Annotated in this window: 28 protein-coding genes and 3 tRNA genes; 14 read left to right on the top strand and 17 right to left on the bottom strand. The window is 34.6% G+C overall.

All coding sequences use genetic code 11. The features are described 5' to 3' along the window. Window positions 1–20: 20 nt before the first annotated feature. From Q3Y49_RS12905 to Q3Y49_RS12895, 3 genes are all read right to left on the bottom strand, one after another. Window positions 21–470: a hypothetical protein gene (locus Q3Y49_RS12905; protein ID WP_303272128.1), complete on the bottom strand. Its 450-nt coding sequence runs from the start codon at window positions 468–470 to the stop codon at window positions 21–23. Window positions 471–490: 20 nt separating this feature from the next. After that, window positions 491–2938: an alpha/beta hydrolase family protein gene (locus Q3Y49_RS12900; RefSeq protein ID WP_303268701.1), complete on the bottom strand. Its 2448-nt coding sequence runs from the start codon at window positions 2936–2938 to the stop codon at window positions 491–493. A gap of 157 nt (window positions 2939–3095) precedes the next feature. Then, window positions 3096–3815 (bottom strand): hypothetical protein, encoded by a 720-nt coding sequence (locus Q3Y49_RS12895; protein ID WP_303268700.1) that lies wholly within the window; start codon window positions 3813–3815, stop codon window positions 3096–3098. A gap of 200 nt (window positions 3816–4015) precedes the next feature. Between Q3Y49_RS12895 and Q3Y49_RS12890 the strand changes: the two genes are divergently transcribed. From Q3Y49_RS12890 to Q3Y49_RS12880, 3 genes are all read left to right on the top strand, one after another. After that, window positions 4016–4294: a co-chaperone GroES gene (locus Q3Y49_RS12890; RefSeq protein ID WP_302126104.1), complete on the top strand. Its 279-nt coding sequence runs from the start codon at window positions 4016–4018 to the stop codon at window positions 4292–4294. A 25-nt stretch (window positions 4295–4319) separates the two neighbouring features. Further along, complete coding sequence (gene groL / locus Q3Y49_RS12885) at window positions 4320–5966, top strand: chaperonin GroEL (protein WP_303268699.1); 1647 nt, start codon at window positions 4320–4322, stop codon at window positions 5964–5966. Between the two features lie 103 nt (window positions 5967–6069). Then, window positions 6070–6459 carry a tellurite resistance TerB family protein gene (locus tag Q3Y49_RS12880; RefSeq protein WP_303268697.1) on the top strand — a complete coding sequence of 130 codons (390 nt, stop codon included), beginning with the start codon at window positions 6070–6072 and terminating at the stop codon, window positions 6457–6459. Between the two features lie 3 nt (window positions 6460–6462). Here the strand turns inward: Q3Y49_RS12880 and trhA are convergent, their stop codons facing one another. Further along, complete coding sequence (gene trhA / locus Q3Y49_RS12875) at window positions 6463–7092, bottom strand: PAQR family membrane homeostasis protein TrhA (RefSeq protein ID WP_303268695.1); 630 nt, start codon at window positions 7090–7092, stop codon at window positions 6463–6465. A 258-nt stretch (window positions 7093–7350) separates the two neighbouring features. Here trhA and Q3Y49_RS12870 point away from each other — a divergent pair, with 258 nt between their 5' ends. From Q3Y49_RS12870 to Q3Y49_RS12860, 3 genes are all read left to right on the top strand, one after another. After that, a complete protein-coding gene (locus Q3Y49_RS12870; protein WP_303268694.1) occupies window positions 7351–7587 on the top strand; it encodes a cold-shock protein in 237 nt (78 codons plus the stop codon). A 432-nt stretch (window positions 7588–8019) separates the two neighbouring features. Beyond that, a complete protein-coding gene (locus tag Q3Y49_RS12865; RefSeq protein ID WP_303268693.1) occupies window positions 8020–8838 on the top strand; it encodes a PhzF family phenazine biosynthesis protein in 819 nt (272 codons plus the stop codon). 33 nt (window positions 8839–8871) lie between these two features. Next, window positions 8872–10275 carry a S41 family peptidase gene (locus Q3Y49_RS12860; RefSeq protein WP_303268691.1) on the top strand — a complete coding sequence of 468 codons (1404 nt, stop codon included), beginning with the start codon at window positions 8872–8874 and terminating at the stop codon, window positions 10273–10275. Window positions 10276–10367: 92 nt separating this feature from the next. On the opposite strand, the gene Q3Y49_RS12855 is transcribed toward Q3Y49_RS12860, so the two are convergent. Together Q3Y49_RS12855 and Q3Y49_RS12850 are read right to left on the bottom strand one after the other, a co-directional pair. Further along, window positions 10368–10745, bottom strand: coding sequence for a PH domain-containing protein (locus Q3Y49_RS12855; RefSeq protein WP_303268689.1), 378 nt, complete (start codon window positions 10743–10745; stop codon window positions 10368–10370). Window positions 10746–10831: 86 nt separating this feature from the next. Next, window positions 10832–11914, bottom strand: coding sequence for an esterase-like activity of phytase family protein (locus Q3Y49_RS12850; RefSeq protein WP_303268688.1), 1083 nt, complete (start codon window positions 11912–11914; stop codon window positions 10832–10834). 183 nt (window positions 11915–12097) lie between these two features. Here Q3Y49_RS12850 and Q3Y49_RS12845 point away from each other — a divergent pair, with 183 nt between their 5' ends. Beyond that, on the top strand, window positions 12098–12289 hold the full coding sequence (locus tag Q3Y49_RS12845) for a cold-shock protein (protein ID WP_013452942.1): 192 nt from the start codon (window positions 12098–12100) through the stop codon (window positions 12287–12289). Window positions 12290–12451: 162 nt separating this feature from the next. After that, a complete protein-coding gene (msrB, locus tag Q3Y49_RS12840) occupies window positions 12452–12895 on the top strand; it encodes a peptide-methionine (R)-S-oxide reductase MsrB (RefSeq protein WP_303268684.1) in 444 nt (147 codons plus the stop codon). Here msrB and Q3Y49_RS12835 read toward each other — a convergent pair whose 3' ends face one another. From Q3Y49_RS12835 to Q3Y49_RS12820, 4 genes are all read right to left on the bottom strand, one after another. Further along, window positions 12896–13735: a substrate-binding periplasmic protein gene (locus tag Q3Y49_RS12835; RefSeq protein ID WP_303268683.1), complete on the bottom strand. Its 840-nt coding sequence runs from the start codon at window positions 13733–13735 to the stop codon at window positions 12896–12898. Window positions 13736–13797: 62 nt separating this feature from the next. Beyond that, on the bottom strand, window positions 13798–14199 hold the full coding sequence (locus Q3Y49_RS12830) for a hypothetical protein (RefSeq protein ID WP_303268682.1): 402 nt from the start codon (window positions 14197–14199) through the stop codon (window positions 13798–13800). Then, on the bottom strand, window positions 14196–14924 hold the full coding sequence (gene lipB / locus Q3Y49_RS12825; RefSeq protein WP_303268681.1) for a lipoyl(octanoyl) transferase LipB: 729 nt from the start codon (window positions 14922–14924) through the stop codon (window positions 14196–14198). The genes Q3Y49_RS12830 and lipB overlap by 4 nt, the downstream gene beginning before the upstream one ends. A gap of 3 nt (window positions 14925–14927) precedes the next feature. Further along, window positions 14928–15923, bottom strand: coding sequence for a bifunctional phosphoglucose/phosphomannose isomerase (locus Q3Y49_RS12820; protein ID WP_303268680.1), 996 nt, complete (start codon window positions 15921–15923; stop codon window positions 14928–14930). Between the two features lie 63 nt (window positions 15924–15986). Between Q3Y49_RS12820 and Q3Y49_RS12815 the strand changes: the two genes are divergently transcribed. Beyond that, entirely contained in the window at window positions 15987–16334 is a 348-nt protein-coding gene (locus Q3Y49_RS12815) for a YraN family protein (RefSeq protein WP_303268679.1), read from the top strand. Here Q3Y49_RS12815 and Q3Y49_RS12810 read toward each other — a convergent pair. Beyond that, a complete protein-coding gene (locus Q3Y49_RS12810) occupies window positions 16331–17350 on the bottom strand; it encodes a glycosyltransferase family 9 protein (protein ID WP_303268678.1) in 1020 nt (339 codons plus the stop codon). The genes Q3Y49_RS12815 and Q3Y49_RS12810 overlap by 4 nt on opposite strands. A gap of 3 nt (window positions 17351–17353) precedes the next feature. Then, window positions 17354–19066 (bottom strand): DNA polymerase/3'-5' exonuclease PolX, encoded by a 1713-nt coding sequence (polX, locus tag Q3Y49_RS12805; RefSeq protein WP_303268677.1) that lies wholly within the window; start codon window positions 19064–19066, stop codon window positions 17354–17356. Window positions 19067–19196: 130 nt separating this feature from the next. Between polX and Q3Y49_RS12800 the strand changes: the two genes are divergently transcribed. Genes Q3Y49_RS12800 through Q3Y49_RS12790 form a run of 3 tightly spaced genes read left to right on the top strand, consistent with a single transcriptional unit; the run spans window position 19197 to window position 22229 of the window. After that, window positions 19197–20723, top strand: coding sequence for a hypothetical protein (locus Q3Y49_RS12800; protein WP_303268676.1), 1527 nt, complete (start codon window positions 19197–19199; stop codon window positions 20721–20723). 31 nt (window positions 20724–20754) lie between these two features. Beyond that, window positions 20755–21303, top strand: a complete 549-nt coding sequence (gene pyrR / locus Q3Y49_RS12795) for a bifunctional pyr operon transcriptional regulator/uracil phosphoribosyltransferase PyrR (RefSeq protein ID WP_303268674.1) — start codon at window positions 20755–20757, stop codon at window positions 21301–21303. After that, window positions 21300–22229, top strand: a complete 930-nt coding sequence (locus Q3Y49_RS12790; RefSeq protein ID WP_303268672.1) for an aspartate carbamoyltransferase catalytic subunit — start codon at window positions 21300–21302, stop codon at window positions 22227–22229. The genes pyrR and Q3Y49_RS12790 overlap by 4 nt, the downstream gene beginning before the upstream one ends. On the opposite strand, the gene Q3Y49_RS12785 is transcribed toward Q3Y49_RS12790, so the two are convergent. Both Q3Y49_RS12785 and Q3Y49_RS12780 read right to left on the bottom strand, forming a co-directional pair. After that, window positions 22226–22516 carry a hypothetical protein gene (locus tag Q3Y49_RS12785; protein WP_303268671.1) on the bottom strand — a complete coding sequence of 97 codons (291 nt, stop codon included), beginning with the start codon at window positions 22514–22516 and terminating at the stop codon, window positions 22226–22228. The two genes, Q3Y49_RS12790 and Q3Y49_RS12785, sit on opposite strands and share 4 nt — an antisense overlap. Before the next feature lie 57 nt (window positions 22517–22573). Then, on the bottom strand, window positions 22574–22876 hold the full coding sequence (locus tag Q3Y49_RS12780) for a hypothetical protein (protein WP_303268670.1): 303 nt from the start codon (window positions 22874–22876) through the stop codon (window positions 22574–22576). A gap of 139 nt (window positions 22877–23015) precedes the next feature. Between Q3Y49_RS12780 and Q3Y49_RS12775 the strand changes: the two genes are divergently transcribed. Continuing rightward, window positions 23016–24386, top strand: a complete 1371-nt coding sequence (locus Q3Y49_RS12775) for a cystathionine beta-synthase (RefSeq protein WP_303268668.1) — start codon at window positions 23016–23018, stop codon at window positions 24384–24386. A gap of 56 nt (window positions 24387–24442) precedes the next feature. Here Q3Y49_RS12775 and Q3Y49_RS12770 read toward each other — a convergent pair. The 3 genes from Q3Y49_RS12770 to Q3Y49_RS12760 form a co-directional block, all read right to left on the bottom strand. Further along, a tRNA-Leu gene (locus Q3Y49_RS12770) sits at window positions 24443–24526 on the bottom strand. A gap of 74 nt (window positions 24527–24600) precedes the next feature. Beyond that, window positions 24601–24673 (bottom strand) — tRNA-Lys (locus tag Q3Y49_RS12765). A 189-nt stretch (window positions 24674–24862) separates the two neighbouring features. Next, window positions 24863–24935: transfer RNA gene (locus Q3Y49_RS12760), tRNA-Lys, on the bottom strand. Window positions 24936–25166: 231 nt separating this feature from the next. Between Q3Y49_RS12760 and Q3Y49_RS12755 the strand changes: the two genes are divergently transcribed. Then, the gene (locus tag Q3Y49_RS12755) at window positions 25167–25886 is read left to right on the top strand and encodes a tetratricopeptide repeat protein (RefSeq protein ID WP_303268667.1); all 720 of its coding nucleotides are present in this window, start codon (window positions 25167–25169) and stop codon (window positions 25884–25886) included. The last annotated feature ends 56 nt before the right edge of the window (window positions 25887–25942 follow it).

Here is a 25942-nt window from a genome sequence, read left to right as displayed (position 1 = left end):
ATCTGCAAAAAGAAAAAGTATTAGTCTTCTTTCTTATCTTCTTTTTTCTTGGTAGCCTTTGGCTTATCGTCTGTCTTTGCTTCCTCTTTCTTAGGAGCTGCTTTCTTTTTAGGAGCTGCCTTCTTTGCTTTCGGTGCTTCTTCTTTTTTTTCAGCCTTAGCAGTATCTTCTTTCTTAGCAGCAGGTTTCTTCTTATCTGCTTTTGCGAAATCTGCTTTAATTGCTTCTATATCAACATTTTTGATAACAGGCTGCTGTTGCAACTTTTGGATACTAGTTACCCTTTGCTTTGCTACTACTCTGTTTCTTCTTGCTTTTCTTTTAAGACTTGTTCCTGCCATGATTAGTTCTTTGTCAAAATTGGATTGCAAATGTAGGGCTATAGTTCTTTTAATCAAAATATAAGTGAAATATATTTTGAGCATCAATAAAAAATTCTTTACCGAAAATTTATCAGTAAAGAATTTCATGATGTCACTGCTTTATTATTCTATTTATAACTCCCCTCTTTTTCTGAATCCTCTGGCTTGTTTTTAACGTACTGCTCTAACCATTCATGTTGTTCCCAAAGCATATGCAATATACTTTCTTTTGCACTATAACCATGACTTTCTTTAGGTAGCATAACTAATCTCGCAGTAGCTCCCAATCCTTTTAAAGCATTGAAATAACGTTCACTTTGTAATGGATAAGTTCCTGAATTATTATCTGCTTGACCATGAATTAACAGTAATGGCGTTTTCATTTTTTCAGCATGCATGAATGGCGACATGTTATAATAAGTCTCAGGCGAATCCCAATAAGAACGTTCTTCACTCTGGAATCCAAATGGGGTAAGCGTCCTATTATAAGCTCCACTTCTGGCAATCCCTGCCGCAAATAAATCGGAATGCGAAAGTAGATTGGCTACCATAAAAGCTCCGTAAGAATGACCCCCAACTGCAACCTTATCCCTGTCAATATAACCTAATTCATCAACGGCATCTATAGCAGCTTTAGCATTGTCAACTAATTGCTTCCTGAACGTATCATTTGGCTCTTCCTCTCCTTCGCCAACAATTGGAAATGCTGCACCGTCCAATACAACATAGCCTTGCGTTACCCAATAAATAGGGCTTCCATAATATGGATAGATGAATTCATTAGGATTAGAAGTATTCTGTCCTGCACTACTTTTATCTTTGTACTCCCTTGGATAAGCCCATAAAATCATTGGTTTCTTCTCTTTTTGGGATTTATCGTAGCCTACTGGTAGATACAAAGTGCCGTCCAAAGATAAACCATCTTCTCTTTTATAACTTATCACTTCTTTATGAACATCCTGCATACTTTTAAATGGATTATCAAATGAAGTAATTTGTTTTAGATCATTTTTCTTCCTAACATTTCGAAAATAGTAATTTGGATACTCGGTTTGAGACTCTATCCTTACCAAAACTGTTCCCTTCTTCATATCAATGGATGAATATAAACTCTCTAGTTTATCAGTGTAGGTTGACTTATAAAGTCTATTCTTCTTTTTTGTTTTCAAATCAAGCTCATCGATAAATGGGAACTGACCCTCAGGAGTATATCCAGCTCCCATCAAAAAAGCCTTGCTGCCATCCATTTCAATTACGTATTCGTTAAAATCGTTTTTAGTAGTTACAAAACTCCCCGGGTCACTATAGCTATCTTGATAATTTCTATCAAACAGTACTTCTGGCTGCTTTTTGTTATTGGAAGGATTAAAAATATAAGTCTTCATATTTCGAGTATTCCACCAATAATCATGAGCAATGGCTATATTATCATTTCCCCACTGGATATATCGATACCTATTGATGGTTTTTAATAACGGTTTGCCTTCTCCTTTAAAAGGGGCATCTAACTGATAGACTTCATCTCTAAACTCTACTTCATTTTCAGGATCACCCTCATCCAGAGCCATGGCATAAATCAAGCTTGCCGGTTTATCATTTCTCCAACTCATACTTCGCTTACCAGTTCTTACTGACATAAATCCTTTAGGCAAAACCTCTTGAAGGGGTACATCATTCACTTGATTGACTAAATCACCGTTCATGTCATAAATATTGGTTTCATTTGGAAACCTATAATATGGAACCAAATAAGAAAATGGTGTTTTGATTTCACTCACCATTACATATTTTCCGTTTGGTGAAACGGAAATATCGGAATACATAGCTGTAGGCAGGAATTCTTTTTGATTTCCATTTAAATCCAAAGAGACTATTTTCGATAATACCAGTTGTTGAAAATTAAACTCGTCATTAGGATTGCTCAATAAATCCTGATATGTCCTGTTTTGTGCCTTTTCGCCCTTACTAACAGAGATTACCGGACCGCTAGGTGTTGAAGTTTTTGTGTCGATAAGGTCCTTTCTATCTTCAGGGAGCACCTTGACCAGCAGTCCCGAATTGTCTTTTCTCCACTCTATGGGGTTCCCCATGTTAGCATTAGCCTTCGCCTCCATTAAACGGCTTACTTTACTTTCTTTAATATATAAGACCCAAACTTCCACGCCAACTTCAGTGGTATGAGTAAATGCAATCATACTCTGGTCAGGTGACCAATTAAAATTAGCCAGCCTCGGGTTTTTTGGCAAACCCTTTACCTCTGTTATTTTATCTCCAAGAGCTTTCTTAGTTTTTACATTATTATAATAGCGTGTTCTACTACCAATATTTGTTTTTGGATTAATTCGTAAACCACCTAATCTTAATTCCTCTTCAGACAGCTCAGCAATTGATTTGTATGGATCTCTATAAATCAACACCACATTTTCACCCTCCTTGTCAATTAAAACAGAAGGCGCTAAAGGTGCGTCTACCAATTCTAGAATGTCTTTAGGTGGTTTTTGATAGTCTAAATTCTCTTGTGCAAATGTATTCCAGCTGATGAACAACAGCAGGAAAAGATAAATTACTTTGTTCATGTCATTTAATTTAAGGGTTAAATAAGACCATTTAACCACAAGCTTAGGAATATTGTGATTAATTGATTGATATAATTGAATTTATACAAACCCGAGCTCTTTTACTAATCAAAGTACGTAAAAGGAGTAACTAAATGTTTAATGGTTACGAAGCGCATCAGTTGCTAGTATTTTCCAAATAACTAGCAAAGCTTCTCTTTACAATTGGCAATAGTGTTTCTTCGAACGGATATGGCTGTAAGGCTACTACCCTGAAGGCGGAGTAATTACTAACTAACTGGATGTTTTGTAGTATCTGGATTTTGAGCTGTTCCAAAGTAGTTCCAAGCGACTTCTTTATTTTATTGAGAAAAACAGTCTGTAAACCTCTGATTTTTTCCTCTGTAGCTTCAAAAATCGAAATTCGATATTGATAAAAAAGATAATAGGAATCATACTGAGGGTCAATCACAAGTAAACCTTCATTTTCCTCTAAGGCCTTTACTCCTACAGGCTCAATTATTATTTGCTGCTCAACTTGGTCGAAAATATCTTTTCCAATTACTATGTGATCTTTCAGCTTATTCATTGTAAATTCAACAATGTCTTCCAATTCCTTTAGTTGAGTATCTTTTTCAACTTTCGATTCAAAAAACATTCTAAAATTCTTTAAATCAAGTTTCGTTAATTTTTTAGGAAATGATTTTAAAAGCTTATCCTTACCTGCCTTTAATTGGGCTGCATTTTTATAATGCATGATTAAATCGGCAAAAGTTGGATACAGCCGATGTTGCTCAAAATCCTTACTCACATGCTGCAAATAAGCCAAGAGAATATACTTTTTGTATTCAAAATCTAAACTACCTTTAGTAATCCAATCATCTGATAATTTCTCCATATTCATCAAAATTAACAACTTAACTGACATAGAAATATAGTAAAAATCTGTCAAAAATTCACAAAGAATTACGGGATTAATATTACATGACATTTTATAGATAAAAAGCCTGCAATTTTGACACACTTTAAGAAGTGGCACATTTAATGATACCAGCATCACAGATTAAATAAAAAATCAAAACATAAATAATAACTAAAATGTCAAACGTATCATTTAAACCAAACGAGGACAGGGTTCTAGTAGAACCAGCTCCTGTAGAAGAAAAAACAGCATCCGGTATTATTATTCCAGACACAGCGAAGGAAAAACCTCAACAAGGTACTGTAGTTGCGGTAGGACCGGGAAAAGATGATGCTCCTGTGACCGTTAAGGTTGGTGATTCTGTTTTATACGGCAAATATTCCGGAACAGAATTTACATTAGAAGGAAAAGAGTATTTAATCATGAGGAATTCCGACATATTCGGTACTATTTAAAAATTAACTAAAAAATTATAAGACAATGGCAAAAGATATTTCATTTGATCTAAAAGCTAGAGATGGCTTAAGAAAAGGCGTTGATAAATTAGCAAACGCAGTAAAAGTTACCTTGGGACCAAAAGGTAGAAACGTAATTATTGACAAGAAATTCGGTGCTCCTACTATTACTAAAGATGGTGTTTCTGTTGCTAAGGAAATAGAATTAAAAGACGCAATCGAAAATATGGGTGCTCAGCTTGTAAAAGAAGTGGCATCTAAAACAGCCGATGAAGCTGGTGATGGTACTACTACTGCTACGGTTTTAGCACAGTCTATTTTCAAACACGGTTTGAAAAACGTAACTGCTGGTGCTAACCCAATGGACTTGAAAAGAGGAATTGAAAAAGCAGTAAAAGTTGTTGTTGAAAACCTAAGAAAGCAATCTAAAGATATTTCTAACAGCAACGAAATTGAGCAAGTAGGTACTATCTCAGCAAACAATGATGCCACTATCGGTAAAATGATTGCTGAAGCAATGGACAAAGTGGGAAAAGATGGTGTTATCACTGTAGAAGAAGCAAGAGGTACTGAAACGGAAGTGAAAACTGTAGAAGGTATGCAGTTTGATAGAGGGTATCAATCACCATATTTCGTGACCAACACAGAAAAAATGGAAGCGGAATTAGATAATCCTTATATTTTAATTTATGATAAGAAAATTGGTAGCATGAAAGAGTTGCTTCCAATCCTTGAAGCTGTTTCTCAAACGGGTAAACCTTTGTTGATTATTTCTGAAGAAGTTGAAGGCGAAGCTTTAGCTACTTTAGTGGTAAACAAAATTAGAGGTTCTTTAAAAATTGCTGCTGTTAAAGCTCCAGGCTTTGGAGACAGAAGAAAAGCAATGTTAGAGGACATCGCTATCTTAACTGGAGGAACAGTTATTTCTGAAGAAAGAGGCTACAAATTAGATGGAGCTACTTTAGAATATCTTGGTACTGCTGAGAAAATAACCATCGACAAAGACAATACTACTATTGTTAATGGTGCTGGTAAGAAAGAAGACATCCAGGCGAGAGTAGGTCAAATCAAGTCTCAAATGGAGAACACTACTTCTGATTATGACAAAGAAAAATTACAAGAGCGATTGGCTAAATTGTCAGGTGGTGTAGCTATACTTTACATAGGTGCTGCTACGGAAGTAGAAATGAAAGAAAAGAAAGATAGAGTAGATGATGCATTGCATGCTACAAGAGCTGCAGTTCAAGAGGGAATTGTTGCAGGTGGCGGTATTGCCTTATTAAGAGCTATCAAATCTTTAGAAAAAGTTGACGTGGAAAATGAAGATCAAGAAACTGGTGTTAATATCATCAGATTAGCTCTTGAATCACCTCTAAGAACAATTGTTGAAAATGCTGGCCAAGAGGGTTCGGTAATCATCAATAAAGTATTGGAAGGAAAAGACGACTTTGGGTACAACGCACGAACTAATAAATTTGAGAATCTATTCAAAGTAGGTGTCATTGACCCAACGAAAGTAACACGTTTAGCACTAGAAAATGCAGCTTCTATCTCAGGATTGTTGTTAACTACGGAATGTGTGGTAGCAGATGAAGAGGAAGAAGAAGCCGGTGGTGGAATGCCAGGCGGTGGAATGCCAGGTGGCATGGGCGGAATGGGTGGAATGATGTAATTTCACCAGTTCAAAGAAGAAAATTAAGGCTTTGTCGATTGACAAAGCCTTTTTTATTTTTTTATTCTTAAAAAGCTTAGATTTACATAAACATAACTAAGAAATGGACAAGCATCATATTTTTAAGAATTACGAAAACTTTATTTTATTCCTACTAATTCATGTAGGTAGCTCAGATTATAGCTTAAAAGGATCTGAGATTGAAGTTATTCTATCTAAAATGGAAGATTATTTTCCAGATATTGAAGATATGGATCAACTTCAATCAAAATTTGTGAGCTTGAAGGATGACTACGAAGAACTATCTGATTCTGACATCAACCATATCATATATCATAATTACCTTAAATATAAAAATGATAATATCAACGCAAATAGAATCATGAATGATTTACAAGAAGTAATTATGGCCGATGGATTTATTCATGATATGGAGACTAAAACCATTGAAGCCATCAAAAAACTTTTAAATATCCGTGAATCAGATTATTAAATCTTATAAAAGATACATTACGGCTATAAAATGCGTTATCGTTCCAATCAACACAAACACATGCCAAATAGCATGTGCATAATGCATTTTATGGTTCGTATAAAAGATTGTTCCTAAAGTGTAGCTTAGCCCCCCTCCTATCAATAATAACAATACAGTAGTTGACAGTTCTTCATATAATGGTTTTGCAATAAAGATTGCAATCCACCCCATCCCCAAATAAAGTATTAGAGAAAGCTTAGGAAAACGATGAGTAAAAAAGATTTTAAAGATGGTCCCGAATAAAGCAATGCCCCAAACAATCCCAAACATAATCCAACCCATTGTACCTCCAATTCCTAATATCAAAAATGGAGTATAAGTGCCGGCAATAAGAAAATAAATGCTGATATGATCAAATACTCTTAAAATTGCTTTTGTTTTTTGATGTTGAATAGCATGGTAAAGCGTTGAAAACGTATACATTAACAAAAATGCTCCACCAAAAAAACTACTACTTATTATATGTAGCACACTCCCTTCTAAGACGGAAAATGTGATTAAGAGAGATATGGCAACCACGCTAAATAAAATACCAAAGCCGTGAGTAAGGCTGTTGGCTAGTTCTTCTTCAATTGTTTGAGATCTTTTCAAATTAATTCAATTTAATATGAACCAAAAGTAAAACTTCTGACTTAGCAATACAAGAATACTAGCGAGCTGATTGCTTTAAATAATAGTTATTTCAAAAGCTTTTTGGTAGCTTTGTATCTACTCGAAGTCAGTTTGACCATTTGTGCATCTATCTTTAACGATACCTTCCCATGGTTACTCTACTTTGAACCCTTTCAAAGGGGGTATTTATATTCAAGTAGAATGCTTGTCTTACACTATTAATTAAAACCCTACTTTATGGCAAGATCACAAAATAGCTTTATCAAAAAACAAAAAGAGAAAAAGCGCATGAAGAAAAAAGAAGAGAAGCAAGAGAAGAAAGAATTGCGCAAAGAACAATCCAAAGGAGGCAATTTAGATGACATGATAGCATATGTTGATGAATACGGTAATATATTAGACAGCCCACCAGAAGAGCCTAAGAAAGACAAGAAAAAAGACAGAGAAGAAAATTCTGAAAATAAAGAGAATTAATTCTTTAGAAGTTACTACCCCAAAAATCAAAAGGCGAGCTTAAACTCGCCTTTGGGGTGATAATGGCGGTACTTCACCATTAATCCTACCTCTTGATAACGTTTGGGAAATCAGATCTCCCTACTCGTTGATATGAATGTACATATTCTAGTCAATCTTTACAAGAAAATTCAAGATTATCTTTTTACAATTTGGCTATCCATTTCTTGAATTTTGTGCGTAGAAACATTAAATAGCATCTATACTAGATCAGAAATGAAATAATGAAAAAAGAATGCCCCTCTTGTGCTATGATGATTGAAAAAAATGCTCATTTCTGTCCTATTTGTCAATATGAATTCCCAAGTCGTAGCTACCAGAATAATCTTAAATGGATTGCCATTTTACTTGCTATTCTTTTTTTAATTGTAATTTTAATTTAAATAAAATTCTATGAAATCTGCATTTCCATTTTCCATCATTAATGTGTTTTCTAATTCCAAGACTGGTACTTTAGGAAACCCTTCAGCTGTAATTCTTCTTAACCAAGAACTATCTGATGAAAGGCTACAATCAATAGCCACCGAAATGAAGCAGCCGGCAACCACCTTCCTATGGAGAACAGATCATGAAAATGAATTTAAGATCAGGTGGTTTGCGCCAGATGCTGAAATTGGTTTATGCGGTCATGGGGCAATGGCGGCTACAGTATTCCTAACTCAAGAATTTACAGAACTAGCTTTAGGGAATGGTTTCAAACTATTGAAAGGTAACATAATTATAGAAGCAGATAAACACTCGGAGAATGAACATTTCATAATTTTGAAAAACATCAAAAGAAGTAAAGTCCAAACTCCCCCTGAAGGATTGGAAAAAGCATTGGGACAAAAGATTGTAGAATATTATTCGACTGAAAACAAGCATATTGTGCTCTTAGAAAATGAGGACAGTCTTGCCGACATGAAACCGAATTTTGAAGCATTAAGGAAAATTGACGTATTTGGATATAGCGTGACTGCTCCTTCTTCACTCAATGATGATTTTGTTTGTAGGACTATTGTTCCACATGTTCAGCAATTAGAGGATCATGCTACGGGCTCAACCCAAGCAGTTCTAGTAGACTTTTGGGCAGAAAAATTAGGCAAATCCCAATTAGAATCACGGCAGTTAAGCTCAAGGGGAGGATATTTTAAGACTATTCATCATTCAGAAAATTTCAAACTAATAGCTCAATCTTATTATACAGTAAACGGAACTTTTTTCTTAAATTAGAAATTTAGATTATTAAAATAATAACCACCTACTATGGCAAAAATGAAAAGTCTTCTCGCTTTTTTAATGATCTTTTCTATTATTCTGATTTCATCTTGCCGGGAACAGGAGCCGGAGCCAGAGGAATTTGAAAAAGGAACCAATGAATATGTGAACAATTGGATTTATGATAATATGAATCTGTACTATTATTGGAATGAGGATTTACCGGATAAAAGTATAAATGGAGCAAGCCCTGAGGATTTTTTCTATAGCTTACTTTCAAATCAAGATAGATTTTCTTGGATTCAGCCAAATTTTCAAGAATTACTTAATTCCCTTCAAGGAATCACCTTAGAATCGGGCTATGAGTACATCTTATATAATGACCCAAATAACGAGAATGGCGTGATTGGACAAATCGCTTATGTGAAAAATGGATCTCCAGCAGAGCAGAGTGGTCTAAAAAGGGGCGATCTTTTTACTAAAATCAATGGGGGTGCCTTGACTTTAGATAATTACAGAGATCAACTTGGCAATCTCAGTCAAAACCATACTTTAACGATTGAGCGATATGATTTCGAAAACGAGGAATTTTTAGAAATAGGAGATTTCGAGCTGGGTGCTGTACAATTTGCTGAAAATCCTAATCACCTTGATACGGTTTATACACGAAACGGTAAAAAAATAGGCTATTATGTATATAATTTATTTTCAGTAGGGATTGACACTGATAGTGCCAAATATGCCGAGGAAATGGATCAAATATTTGAACAATTCAAATCTGAAGGGATCGATCACCTTGTGCTTGACTTAAGATACAACGGTGGCGGTGCTGAAAGAGCAACAATTAATTTGGCAAGCTTAATAGGCTCCAATATCTCCGAGCAGGACATATTTGTGAAAAGGGATTATAACGAAGGACTAAAACAAGCTTTTATTGATGAGTACGGTGAAGATTTTTTGAACCGGAAATTCGTTCAAAAAACTCAAAATATAGGCTCAAACCTTAAAAGTCCGCAGCTAACTGTGTTAACATCCACCAGAACAGCTTCCGCATCAGAACTTTTGATAAATGGATTAAACCCTTTTATGGAAACTTTTATCATAGGAGATACGACTGTTGGTAAAAATGTTGGTTCCACTAGTTTCTACGAAGAGAACAACCCCGACAACACTTGGGGAATGCAACCTATCATTACCAAGTCTTTTAATAGCCTGAATCAATCTGATTATGATTTAGGATTTTATCCTGACATCCCCTTAAGAGACAATTCTTTAGTAAAGCTAGATTTAGGTGATGTGAATGAAAAACTATTGAGGGAGGCTTTAATCTATTTGGCTGGTTCTGATGAGGTCAGTAGACAGACAAAACTGCAGGAAATTTCTGCCAAAGACCTTATGGGAAGTATGGAGCTAAAAAGAAGGTTTGGAATCTATGATATTGACTTGAAATAAGACTCCAACTGTTTATTTGATTAAGCTAGGCTGATAATTGAGCACTCAATTGACGGAATAGCTTAATCAAATTTTCCTATTTGAAGTATTCGTTACAGTACATGTCCTGCCAAAATCTTTTGCACCTCGTAAACATCTACCGACTTATTAAATTCCTTTTCTAAAATTGGTTCTTGCTGCCCAATGAGCCATATTTTTAAAATTGCCTTGGGATCTAGATTCTTACTTGTTACCAGAGAGAAAAAAGAGATTTGAGTAAATGGAATTGATAGAGTACTTATATCAGTGCTTTCCATCACTTGCTTACCGATAAATATCAACCTCTTATTTGTAAAAACAAAGGTGTCATTGTTGAGTTTAAAACCTACTTCTATCTGTTCCTCATCAAGGAAAAGATGTCCATAGTTTTCCATTATCTTGGAATTTTCCAAAACACCTGAGCTATTGAGAAAGTTTGAAAAGAAATTCATATTATTTTTAGTAAAAACAAACCATGCAAAACATCTTCTTCTTGGCTTAACTATTTTAAAATCTAAATAAAATCAATCAGTATACTTTACACGAAACAACCACAACTGAGTTTCTTGCTCTTGATTAAAATTATCATCTGAAATAAACAACAGACTTTTACTGCCATCAGGGAAATTGGGCCAAAAGTCATCCCTTCCACATTATCAATTTTCTGATTGAAGTTTGAAAAATCCAGAATCATTTTTTTGCCTACTGCCTTATATTCTTCTTTACTCAAGCCATTAACCTCCTTAATATTTGTAGCGCCTTCAAGATTTATTTGAAATAGCTTCACAAAATTCCCTACCCCTTTGGTGTATGATCTTTCTATTGCCCACAGACTACCATTGTCAATATACAATAATTCAGGTACTGAATTGATATAGAAACCACCTTCAGGAATAGGTCTCTGAACCAAATGACTGATATTATAAGCATATTGACCTAAAACATTATTATTTTTAATATCATGGCGCACCAGACGGACAGGAAAACTACCAACTTCAAATCCAGCTTCATCACCATCTTCCTTTAATGGCAATTCATTGGCATACCAAATGATAGTGTCATTTTCAAACGTCAAACCTTCAAATCCTCCATTAACTCTCAACCCTTTCTCTTTGCGAAAGTGAAAAATTTCAGGTACCTCCACTGCTGAAATAAACTCACCTGCTCGATTTATTTCCCAAATAAATGGATTCACCCACTCCTTTGTTCTTCCGCCTTCACTTCCATATAAATAAGTATCAGTTGATTTTCTGTATCTGATTGACTCCGGATCGATCTCATTGTATGCAAAATGTGACTTATCCTTTTTAGATAAAAAGATGGTTTTAGTAAGAGCATACTCCTTTATTCCACTAGAATCAAAATCTATTTTCATTTCATAGATTCTGGCTGGTGAAAATTCAGATCTGTCATCAGAAATCAATACAAAATTATCTTTACCTAAAAAGTCAATTGAAGATAAGCCTCCAAATCTAGTACTATCAGCAAAATCAGAATTAGAAATAGCTATTTTATCTATAAAATCAATAGTGTAATTGGTGATAGATTGATCAGTTTGATAATTAGAACATGAAATAGATATAAGACCAACAAAAATTAGGCATAAGAAACTTCTAATCATACTATTAAATTAGGAGGTAAATTTTTTGCTAAAATTAATAGAATTAAAATGTGAACTAGTCAATTCTATGTCTTTTCTGAAAAAATTCTTCGTATTTAGATTTTCTTAATAATAAATTAAAAGAGCAAAGTGATAGTAATTGAAAATAAAAGACGTAGCTTTGTGAAAATTAAAATTATTATAATGAATAAAGGAACAGTAAAATTCTTTAATGATTCAAAAGGTTTTGGATTTATTATTGATGAGAGCACACAACAAGATTATTTCGTACATGTATCTGGTCTAATTGATGACATCAGAGAAAATGATGAGGTTGTTTATGAACTTCAAGACGGAAAAAAAGGTTTAAATGCAGTGAATGTGAAATTAGCTTAATTGATAAATATACATTTTAAGATCATTTAATTGAATCAAGGTTTCTCAAATTTGGGAAACCTTTTTTTATGTCTACTACTTAAACCATCAAGAACTTTCTGATTTTAGTAAAACATAGCATCAACTCATCAGTTTATTACTGTATTAAATAATAGCTAACGAATGAATTGGAACGAAGTAATAAAATTTGCAAATAACGGTAGTCCTCAACCCCCGAAAAGAGTTGAAAAAACTGATGAAGAATGGCTAAACATTCTATCGGAGGAAGAATTTAGAGTTACTCGAAAAAAAGGAACAGAAAGGGCTTTTTCTGGGGAATATTGTGAAGCTCATGAGGCTGGACAATATGCTTGCAGATGCTGTGGGACAACTCTCTTTGATTCTACCTTGAAATTTGATTCAAGTTCGGGCTGGCCTAGTTTCACTGAACCATTTGAAAATAACGTCATCAAATATGTGAAAGATGTTAGCTTTGGAATGGTGAGAGTCGAAGTCCTTTGCAACGTTTGTGATGCTCATCTTGGCCATGTCTTTCCTGATGGACCTGAACCAACAGGCTTGAGATATTGCATCAATTCTGCATCAATAAAACTTTTAGACAAATAATTATCTAATTAGATTGACGAAAGAGGTCCCCAAATTATCTGCCACAATCTTTTTGTAGGTAACGCTTTCTTTAAAGGTAGGTGTAAGAAATTCTTCCCATACCTTTGTCCAATCACTTCCTTTTGGGAAAATGAAACCTAATTGATCTTCTAGTTCATCTAAAGCAACGGGATGTCTTGTAACGTTCATTTTCTTCCTCACCGCGTCAAAATACTCAGTAAAGTCAATTAAAGTAAAATACTTGTCATTACTCCTTAACTTAGTATTCACTTCAGTTCCAGAATTAGCATATTCGATATTCAAATTGGGATAGTATTGGTCTGCTATCTTCTTAAGGTACTTTTCATGCGTGGAGCCTTTGATGATAATCGCTTTATAACCTTCAAAGGTTTCAGCCATATTAGAAAAATCCCTTAGCGTTTCTGCATCTTGGTTGGAAAGTAAAACTGAGGGATTGTTCATGTAAGCAGGACTAAAACTTAAGTACTGCTTTCTTTCCGATGTAATACTGGTATTACAAACTCCCATCACATTCTTACCATTTCTCACTGTATTAATGAAATTTGTAAAAACTGGCACCTTTTTTTCAAAATTGAAAGTTACATTTACTTTATATTTATCACTTACAAAAGCTTTAAATTCATTCATAATGTCAATACATACCCCTTGCATCTTTCCGTTTTCTTCAAAAACCAGTCCAGGCGTTTGATAATAAACGCAAGTAAGTTCACCTTGCCCTGCGGTTTTAACTTCATTCCAGCTTTTCCCACTAATCTGAGCCTGGGCACCAGAATAAGCAATAGCTAGCAAAAATAAGAGTTGAATAGTAAGTGATTTCATAAAAAGGAGGTTATAAAAAAAGTCAATATACAGAATTGTGAATAAAATTTCAACAAAGCCACTTAGGCATGACGAACTCCCATCAAATCTAATTCAGGAATGTATTGAAGATTCTCTTTTTGGATGCTGTCAGGAACAAAGACAAATTTCTTATCAAAAACCTGGTCGAGAATAAAATAACTCACCCAATATTCATTGTTCAACTTAAAGAGTTCAGGTTGAATGGGCTCAATGCGTTCAAAACTTTGTTGCTCCACTTGTTCAATCATATGACGTAAAACGGAGGTCTCCTTTTCTTCTCCATTGATTTCACCATAACCTTTCGAAGTAATCATTACAGTGGTTAATTCAATCAGGTTTTTATTAATAAGATAAACATCCCACTGGGCATTTCCCTCATTTTCCGATCGAGTAATTACTAACTCTACACCCGTTACAGGTGAAAAATCAATATCTTTTTTCATATCTCTTCCAACAATTTCATTTCAAATAGTTCTGCAATGTATTGCTTCAATTTGCTACTAACCTCAGAAAAATCTTGCTTCTCCCCTAGTTCGGCTTCCATAGACGTAACCGCTTTATCCTCGATTCCACACGGAATAATATTCTTAAAGTAATCTAAATTTGTATTCACATTAAAAGCAAAGCCATGCATAGTAACCCATCTGCTTGATTTCACACCTAAAGCACAAATTTTCCTAGGGTTTGTAGCGCCTTCCTCGTAGTCTAACCAAACACCTGTTAAGCCTTTTATCCTACCAGAGTCAATCCCATAATCTTTCAAAGTGAGGATAACAGCCTCCTCCAATAATCTTAAATATTTATGAATATCAGTGAAGAAATTATCTAAATCTAAAATAGGATAGCCAACAATCTGTCCTGGTCCGTGGTAGGTAATGTCTCCCCCCCTGTTTATTCTATAATAGGTAGCCTCCTTCTCTTTTAATCCATTTTGATCCAATAGGAGATTGCTTTCTGAACCGCTTTTTCCAAGCGTGTAAACGTGTGGATGTTCCAAAAAAATGAGGTAGTTTGGAGTTATTTTGTGACTTACTTCCTCAAGCTTTCTGTTAGAAGTTTTTATCTCTATGGTTTTGAGAAACAATTCTTCCTGATAATCCCAGGCTTTCTTATAGTCCATCATTCCTAAAGAAAGAAACTGAGTTTGTTTATTGAGTTTGAAATTCACGATTTACTCTGCTAATTTATTTTTTAAAAAGTCAATGTTATCAACAGGAAAAGGATCAATTTGGTTTTCCATGGCTAAATAGAAACTTGTCCAATCAATCAAATGAATGAAATAATATAACTGTTGTATAAAGCTATCTCCTTTTCCATGAAGCTCAATTACTTCTGCCTTCTCTGCTATAATTGCTTTACTTATGTTCATCCTTTTTTGATTACGCTCATGGTCAAAATCAGATCTTAAAACCAATGCTTTAGAACTTTTGACATGTTCCTCTGGAAATCTCCAACCTACTAATTCATTGTGATTAAGCTCTGGAAAAACATGCGCATGCGATAACTGCTTACTATTCTCTGCCAATTGTTGCTGAAACCTCAAAACAGCAGGAAAAAACCTTTGATCTGCATATAGTAAAGTGAAAAAACCTTTGATTCGTTTTGACAATTTCTCTGCTTCTGATTGTATTTCAGGTTGAAGCTTATCTAGCAGGGATATAGAAGACTTTATTTCTACCTCAATTTCTAAACCTGGACAAAAACCCAATTTCTGAAGTAGCATTAAAATTGATACTGATGGATACGCAAGTCCTGCCCTTGGACACTTAGCTTCACCTGAAAAATTATATTGTGGGATTTTACCCTTGTCAGATATCGATTTTAATGCCCCGCCAGTTGTAATTGAAAAAATATGATTCGTCCTTTTATTTGCCAGTTCTAATAACGTTAGCGTCTCTTCAGTATTTCCACTATAAGAACATGCAATAAATAATGTATTGCTGTTTAACCATGCTGGTAAATTATATCCTTGAATCAAAGTAACAGGTAAACTGCAGTGATTCTCTACTATGCTTTTCACAAGATGGACTCCAATTCCAGACCCTCCCATTCCACTGATAGCGATATGCTGAATATCTTCTTTGGAAAAGTCATTTGGGTTAATTTGATTTGTTAATTCCAATGCTTCTTTAAGTTGCTCTGGAAAAGTTTTTATTAATTTTATCACAATGGTTATTTAGTTCAGTTTTTTTTCGATTTACAAATATAATATTAGAATGACATCTTCAACATGAACACGAAAGAAATAGGAGATAAGGGAGAAGATTTTGCAATAAATATACTGAAATCTAAAGGTTTTGAAATTTTAGAGAGAAATTATAGGTTTAGAAGAGCTGAAATTGACATTATTGGTCTGCATAACAACTTACTTATCTTTATAGAAGTAAAGGCTTTACATTCTTTTAAACATGGATTTCCTGAAGAAAGAGTAAACCAGGGAAAGATCAATAAAATACTGGAAGCGGCTGAAAATTACATTTTTGCAATAAATTGGCAGAAAGATATACGATTCGATGTCTTAAGCATTGATTTAAATAATCCTGACAACCACTATCATATAGAAGACGCTTTCCATTAAGGCAACCAAAAATCAAATACAATTTTATTCATACAATTAAAATGGCCCTTAGGACATTTTTGAAAACCTATTTTCGAACAGGGCCTGCAATTCACTTTTGTATTTTCTAATATCGTAAATTTGGCCTTGTACGGATACATCCCAAACATGGGAATGGTATTACCCCAAATACAAAATATATTCTTCTTAAACGCAGCCGCTATATGCATTAGACCAGTATCGTGCGAGAAGACGTAAGAAGCATTTTTAACCAAAGAAGCTGATTGATTTAAATTAAATTTTCCACATGCATTAAATATTTTAGCTTTTTTACCCATTTCAGTTAACTTCTCTTCATAAGCAGCAGAATCATCGGTCTGTTTGAAAAACTGTTCAACCCGCTCCCCCATTGCTGCATCTTCTGGGCCACCTAACAAGATAATTGGCTTATTAATTTTATCACATAATTCCACCATTCGCTTAAATGGTAATTTTTTGGTGTTATGCTGTGCACCAATCACGTAAGCTACGTATTCCTTTTGGTGAGTTTCTGGCAACCAGGTAGTTTCCACTTCATCTTTCTCAGGAATGAAATAATCTAAACCAAACTGATCTTTTTTAACCCCTAATGCTGAAGCAGCTTCCAGATACCTATCAACAATATGCTGATTAGGCAGCTTATTGACTTTCATATTGACCATTAACCACTTCTCCCAATTTAATTTGTCAAAGGATTTTGATGGCAAACCTAATCTTAACTTTATAATGCGAGTTCTAAGGTTATTATGTAAATCAACTACATAATCAAAGTTTTCTAATTTTAATCTAGAAACCAAATCGTTTAAATCATTATCTAATTGATGAACCTTATCTATATAGGGATTATTTTCCAGAATACTCGCGTAACTATTTTTAGTAGCGAAATGAACTTCCACATTATTTAACTGTAATTTTACTGCCCTTACAACAGGTGTGGTAAGCACAATATCACCTATAGATGAAAAGCGTACAATTAAAACTTTATTTATATTTTTCAAATTTTAAACTTTTGAAAGTGCAGACGCTTTACGGTCTTTAAAATATTTCGACAAATCATTCAAGCTCTTGGCATTTAAAGTATCCTTAGCTGTTAGACCCGCTTTTCTACCAACGCAGAGTCCATAATACATATCGTGATATCCAATTGTTTCATGAGCATCAGGATTTATTGAAATTTGTACACCTTGATCCAATGCATATCGGACATACCTCCAGTCCAAATCTAGGCGCCAGGGATGCGCATTAATTTCAATCACAACTCCATATTCAGCACAGGCATCTATAACAGCTTTGTGATTGATTGGATACCCCTTTCTTTGCAGTAACAATCTTCCCGTAGGATGCCCTAGTATGGTTGTAAAGGGATTAGCTATGGCATTTAACAACCGCTCTGTTGCCGTTTTTTCATCCATGCTCAGCGGTGAATGGATAGACGATACTACAAAATCGAAACTTTCTAACACATCATTAGCATAATCCAAGGAACCATCATTCAAAATATCGGATTCAATTCCTTTGAAAATCTTAAATGGAGCTAGCTTCTTGTTTAGTTCATCAATTTCTTCATGCTGCTTTTTGACTCTAAATTCTTGCAATCCATTGGCATAAGTTGCTGTTTTACTATGATCGCTTATACCTAAGTACTCATATCCTAAGTCTTTGCAATAAACCGCCATTTCTTCCAAAGAATTTTTACCATCACTGTATGTACTATGATTATGTAAAATCCCTTTCAAATCTTTCATCTCGACTAAGGCAGGCATCTTTTTTTCCTTTGCCCAATCAAATTCCCACAAGCCTTCTCGCAATTCAGGAACGATAAAAGGAAGTCCTGCGGCTTTATAGATTTCTTCTTCAGAAGCAAACAGTTTTTCATTTAAAATAGAATGGAAAGTCTTTCCGTCCTCTAATTCAAAATTCAAATGTTTAGGATTTGCTGTAGTTTTAAATAGTTCATTGGTGAACTGATTCTTGCTTGTAAAAATTAGCTTAATTTCAGCTTTCAAAGGCTTGAATTTAAATCTTAAACTTAAAGGCCCCGAATTTTTTTTATCTAATTCATAATTTTCATTTTTGGCAACAAATTGCACAAGTTTGGCCTTATTTTCAGTGGCAATCAATAGCTCAAGAGGCTTAATGACCTCCATCTTTCGTCTCAAATCTGATGTAATGGACAGTTCAATGACTCCTTCGATCTTTACTAAATCTTCAATGATTTTTTCAGCCAATTGAATGGCTTCTCTGTAGTGGACATATCCTCTCCAATTCAATTTAAATTCAACTGCCTCCATCAATTTGACTTGAGTCTTTTCTCCAAAACCTTTTAGTGAAGCTACTCTATTTTCTTTACAAGCAATCAGTAGATCCTCCAGATTATCAATATTTAACTGATCCCAAATCAATTTTATTTTTTTGGGTCCAAAGCCACTTAATTGAATCATTTCCAAAATGCCCTCAGGTGTTTTATTGCTTAATTCGTCAAAAACATCAAAAGAACCATTTTGGCTAATTTGAGTAATAGACTGGGCTAAACTTTTTCCAACTCCTTCAATATTTTGAAGTTCCGTTAAATCCATTCCCGCCAAACTTTTATTAAATCTCTCGAGCTTAAAAATAGCAGATTGGTAACTTTTAATTTTAAAATCATTCTCGCCATGAAGCTCCATGAGTTTGGCGGTATTCTTTAAAATTTTTATAATTTGTTTATTTTCCAAAGCTTCTTGATTTTTTGTAAAATTAAAGGATATATTGAGAAGGATAATGGATAGCTTCTGTATTTTTTTCTTTTAACAATAGAGATGTAGATAAGTTACTACGAATGAATAAAATATCATGACTTTTAATATGCACTTAAAATTTGTATTCCTGATAATAATATTGTCATTTGGTGAATCCGTAATAGGTCAAATTTCACAGCCTTTAAGGTATGAAATAGAAATCGATAATTTTACTGATGAGTACTATATTGTTTCCGCTAAAGAAAATGGACTTTTCCTTTTTAAAGAAATGGACAAAAGAACAGAAGATAACGAATCAATTTGGGAAATTATCAGACTTGACACTAGTCTCCAGGAAGTAAATAGAAGTGAAGTAATAATCAATAATAAATTTTCATTTCGGGGCTACAGTTATGACAACGGTCAATTTGTAATGCTTTTCCAGGAAGGGTATGATTTTGCAAAAGATCTGCTGTTTCTAACTTTTTCCATAAACAGCGATACTTTCAAATCATATGTATATGAAAATGTTGTGCCTATCAGATTAAGTGAATTTGAAGTTAAAAATGATGCAGTGGTTCTAGGTGGTAACGTAAATATGCGGACTGTGGTATTGATGTACAATTTTACAGCAAAACGAGGGGTGGTCTTGCCTGGTTTTTATGATGAAAGAAGCTCACTTTTGCAAATGGTGTCGAAAACAGATGATGATTGGATACGGGTCATTACCTCTGACCGCTTACCGAGCAAAAGATATGGAATTACTGTTCGGGCTTTCAACACCATGGGAGAACCGATTTTCCAAGAAAATTTACAGGCGAAAGATGACTTAAGTCTTACTGACGGACGAATTATTAACAGCAGTGACGGTGGAAATCTACTAGCTGGTACTTATTCAATCAAAAGAAGAACAGAAACTTCTCGAGGAATATATGTTGCTGATCTTGAACGACAGAATCAAGACAAAATTAGATATTACAACTACGCCAATTTAGAAAACTTTTTCAACTACATGAAGGAAAGACGGAAGGACAGAGTGCTAAAGCGAATCGCTAGGAAGAAAATTAAAGGAAAAAAGCTAAGATTCAGTTATAGACTATTTGTTCAAGATATAGTCAGACAAGATAATCAGAATATATTAATTGGAGAAGCTTATTACCCGACCTACTCTAATAGATCTAGTGGTTATGGTTATTCATCTTATACTTATGACGCAGTTTTCAACAATACGAGTTCTCAAGTATTCGATGGATATAAATATACGCATGCTGTCATCATTGCGTTCGATGATGACGGAAAATTACTTTGGGATAATAGCTTTGAAATCAATGACCTAAAAAGCTTCCAGCTGGAAGAACATGTTCATCTAGCTTTTCTTGAAAATGAAATTGTGATGCTATATCTCTTTAATCAAGAGCTGAAAATTAAAGTCATAAAAGGCAGCGAATTAATTGAAGGTAAATTTACTGAAAGCTTAAAATTAATGTATGAAAGTGATGAAATGAAAAGCAATGATGAAGAATTAGAAGGCTTGAAGCAGTGGTATGGTAATAATTTTTATGCTTATGGGGTAAATAGAGTTAAAAATCTAAAAGAAAAAAATATAAAATTGAACAGAAAAGTATTTTTTATCAATAAAATCGTGGTCGAATAAATAGCTAGTTTACTATCTTTGCCCCAGCGCCATGGAAAAACGTCTAATCCTAGATACCGATCTGCTGCAAATAACCATAAACAGGTTAGTGGAAGAACTGATTGAAAATCACAAAGACTTTCAGAACACTGTATTAATTGGTTTGCAACCAAGGGGTAAATTCTTAGCCCAAAGAATTCAAAAAAGATTAAATGAACGTCTCAATAAAGACCTCCCCTTGGGCTTATTGGATACCACATTTTATCGAGATGACTTTAGAAGACGGGACACTCCGCTGCAAGCAAATGCTACAAAAATTCCTTTCATTATTGAAGATAAAAAAGTGATCTTAATTGATGATGTCCTATTCACAGGAAGAACAGTAAGGGCGGCCTTAGATGCTATGATCGCTTTTGGCAGGCCCAGACTCGTTGAATTATTAACGTTTATTGACAGGAAATATACTCGAGATTTACCTATTCAAGCTGACTATGTTGGTAGAAGAGTAAATACAATCAAGACGCAACGGGTGTTAGTGGAGTGGACGGATCAAGGCGCAGAAAATGATAAAATCTGGTTAGTGACAAACGAAGAACAATGACAAATTTAAGTGTAAATCATTTATTGGGTATCAAAGACTTAACAGCTGATGATATTCAATTGATTTTTCAGACTGCAGACCACTTTAAAGAAGTTATCAATAGACCCATAAAGAAAGTCCCCTCACTCAGAGACATAACCATTGCTAATATATTTTTCGAAAATTCTACTCGAACCAAATTATCATTTGAATTGGCAGAGAAACGACTATCTGCAGATGTGGTTAATTTCTCCTCTTCTAATAGCTCTGTAAAGAAAGGAGAGACTCTTCTTGATACTGTCAATAACATCTTATCCATGAAAGTGGATATGGTTGTGATGAGACATTCAAGTCCGGGAGCAGCACATTTTTTATCAAGAAATATTCAAGCAAATATTGTAAATGCAGGTGACGGTACTCATGAACACCCTACTCAAGCATTACTAGATACTTATTCAATAAGAGAGCAAATCCAAGATCTTAAAGGAAAAAAAGTTGCAATCATTGGTGACATCTTACACTCCAGAGTCGCATTATCAAATATTTACGCACTAAAAAAACTGGGGGCAGAGGTAATGGTTTGTGGGCCTGCCACTCTTCTACCCAGATATATATCCGAATTGGGAGTAGAAATAAGTTGGGATGTTAAAGAAGCCTTAGAATGGTGCGATATTGCCAATATTTTGAGAATTCAGCTCGAAAGGCAACAATTGAAATACTTCCCGTCTCTTAGGGAATATTCTCTTTATTATGGAGTAAATAAAAAGTTATTGGATGGATTAGGCAAGGAGATCATTTTGATGCACCCTGGTCCAATAAACCGAGGGGTAGAGATTAGTAGTGATGTTGCAGATTCAAAGCAGTCTATTATCCTCAATCAAGTTGAAAATGGGGTTGCCATCAGGATGGCTGTGCTATACCTACTGGCACAAAAAAGGCAGAATTAAGATTCTGCCTGTAATACAAATTCTGTTAGTTCTTGATTTGCATTTGGGCCAAACCCATCCGCTATTGTTCCTTTTTTTCCAGACTTCGTAGTAATCTGGTATAAAATCGACAAGTCATCAGGATTGGATTTACCTTCAAATCTATATTCTTTTATCTCTTTAATGTCGTTTTGCTCAAAGGCATCACTTTCAGTTTGAAGCTTCCCATTTTCAAAGAAAAAGTTTTCAACAAACCCCTTCTCTTTCAATTCATCTATCTTTTGAGCCACTGTTTTCATTGGATCCATAATTACATTGTTTGTTTTGGTAAAACAACGGATACAATAAAATATTGTTAAAGAAGATTATTCTTCTATGGCCTCAAAATATTTGAGTAATGGGAATTGACCTGTTGGATCCATAGTATCAATAGCATAACCCAACTCACCATCGTTGGTCATGAAAGTAATTACAGCTGATCCTTTATCTTCATATAAGTATTCAGCTTCAACAGAAACTTGTTCTGCAACATAATGCTTTTCAATTTTACGCTCTTCTACTTCTTTTCTTAACACCAATTCTCCGTTTTCAAATTGAAAACTATTGTTGTAACCGTAGTCTGACAACTCACTGATTTTAATTAAGATTTGTGGATTAAGGCTCTGCATATTCTTTTTAATTTAATACTTTACAAATAACGCCACTTTAAAACCGACTGTTCTTCTTAAAAGAATATGAATATTACATACGTCACATTTCAATGATGATTATAAATAACTAACTTTGCGGAAAGCAAACTATTAAAAAATGTACTACAACTCTATTATAGAGACCATTGGCAACACTCCATTGGTAAAATTAAATAAGGTCAACAAGGGAATACCAGGTACAATTCTGGTTAAAGTTGAATATTTCAATCCTGGCAACTCCATGAAAGATCGGATGGCGATCAAAATGGTTGAGGATGCTGAAAAAGAAGGTAAACTGAAACCCGGAGGTACTATAATTGAAGGGACATCTGGCAACACAGGGATGGGCTTAGCATTAGCTGCTATCTCTAAAGGTTACAAATGCGTTTTCACCTTGGCTGACAAGCAGTCTAAAGAAAAAATGGACATTCTTCGCGCCATGGGAGCGGAAGTCATTGTTTGCCCTACCAACGTGAGTCCAGACGATCCCAGATCGTATTATTCTGTGGCCAAAAAAATACACCAGGATACTCCTAACTCTATTTATCCAAACCAATATGATAATATGTCCAACACACGGGCACATTATGAAACAACTGGACCTGAAATTTGGGAACAAACAGAGGGCAAAATAACGCATTGGGCAGCTGGCGTTGGAACAGGTGGGTCAATGTGCGGTACTTCGAGATATTTAAAAGAACAAAACCCGGAAATACGAAGCATTGGAATAGATTCCTATGGCTCAGTATTTAAGAAATATAAAGAAACAGGCGTTTTTGACGAAAAAGAGATTTATCCATACTTGACAGAAGGGATAGGGGAAGATATATTGCCTAAAAATGTGGACTTCGCCATGATTGACCATTTTGTAAAAGTGACTGATAAAGATGGGGCAATTATGACTAGAAGATTGGCTAGAGAAGAAGGTCTTTTTTGTGGATGGTCTTGTGGTTCAGCTGTACATGGTGCACTTGAGTACGCAGAGGAACACATGAAAGAAGATGATGTAATGGTGATAATTTTACCCGATCACGGAACTCGATATTTAGGTAAAATATACAATGATGATTGGATGCGTGATCATGGCTTTATTGAAAATAATGATTATGCTACAGCCAAGGATATAATTAAGAAAAGAAGTAAAAGCTACAAATTAATTAGTATTGATAGTGAAAAGAAGATTGGAGAAGTTGTAAGGTTATTAGATGAACTTTCCATATCTCAATTACCTGTTACAAAATCTGATGAATTTGTAGGGAGTATTTCAGACACTAAATTATTAAATAAACTAGTTGAAAACCCTGATTTGAGAGACAAGCCAATTGCAGAAATAATGGATGATCCCTTTAAATTCATTGCAATGAACACGACCGTAGACACAATTTCTTCTATGATGAATCATGGAGATAAGGCCTTGATGATCTTAGATGATAGAAATGAGGCTCATATCATTACTAAGCAAGATTTGCTAATGGCTTTTGCAGATTAAAAACTAGCATCCATAAATAAAAAAGGCTATGAAACTGATTTCATAGCCTTTTTTTGTGCGCACGAGAAGATTCGAACTTCCACGGGCTTTCGCCCACCACCCCCTCAAGGTGGCGTGTCTACCAATTTCACCACGTGCGCTTCACTCTAGAGGCAAATATACATGCTAAAACTAAAAAACCTATCTATTTCTCAATAGATAGGTTTCGCAAATGTGACCCGCTTGGGGTTCGAACCCAAGACCCCATCCTTAAAAGGGATGTGCTCTACCAGCTGAGCTAGCGAGTCATTTATTTCATCAATACACTTTCTCTTTCTTGGATTCGGAACCCAAGACCCTCCCGACTCTTGTAGTCGGGATACTCTACCAGATGAACCAGCAAGTTGTATTTTAAAGAAAAAAAATGCCCTAGTTCACTTAACTAGAGCTTTATAAAGAATTTGTTATTTAAAATTGTTTTCACAATTCAAAAAAAGTGACCCGCTTGGGGTTCGAACCCAAGACCCCATCCTTAAAAGGGATGTGCTCTACCAGCTGAGCTAGCGAGTCATTTATTTCATCAATACACTTTCTCTTTCTTGGGTTCGGAACCCAAGACCCTCCCGACTCTTTCAGTCGGGATACTCTACCAGCTGAGCTAGCGAGTCATTAACATTTATCTCTTGTTAATTCGTTTAATTAACTCACTCGATTCATTGAGTAAAGAGTATTTTTATTGCTTTTAAGGAGTCGTTTTCCTTAATTGCGTTGCAAAGGTAAGTACTAATTAATAAAATGCAAATGCAAAAGTTTAAAATTCTGATTTGGCTACTGATTCTTTTTACTGCAAATAGCAATATCGGTCTTACACAGTCCCTTGAAAAGGAATTAGTTATGGCCGATTCTCTATATGAAAAAAAACAATATATTAGTGCAATAAAAATTTACGATAAAATTTATAAGGAGGGAAAATCTAGCCCTGCAATGCTCTTAAAGCTAGCAAGAATTGAAGAAGGTATGGGTAATATCGGAAATTCTATTTTCTATTTAGAAAACTATTTCCAACAAACTAAAGACGAAACAGCCTTACAATATCTTAAAGAAACTACAGAGAAAAAGAATGCTATTGGATTTGAATATGGATTAAGCTATAAAGCTGATTTATTTTATAAAGAATGGAAGATTTACCTACAATCTTTCCTTTCAATTTTATTACTCTTTGGTTTTGGCATGATGATTAAAAATCAGAAATCAGCTACCAAAAAAAGGAGTTACTTTGCATTTACTATTTTTCCCATTTTAGTAATTGCATTATTAAACAATTACCAAGGAAAATCAGAAGCTATTATAATTAGTACACCAAGTTTCCTTTTAGAAGGTCCTTCATCAGGAGCAAATTTGATTGAAAAAGTAAATTCACCAGCAAAAGTCCAAGTAAAGGATCAAATTGATGTTTGGAGTAAAGTGGTTTTTGAAGATAAAGTGGCGTACATCAAAACATCACAAATTAAAAGTTTATAGGATTATTTTTGAGGCTTTGCCAAGACCTGACAGGTTTGAGTTGGGCATTAATGTTG

It is taken from the genome of Marivirga harenae (assembly GCF_030534335.1).
In the GTDB taxonomy this organism is placed as follows: Bacteria; Bacteroidota; Bacteroidia; order Cytophagales; family Cyclobacteriaceae; genus Marivirga; species Marivirga harenae.
This window is presented reverse-complemented; position numbering and strand designations above follow the sequence as displayed.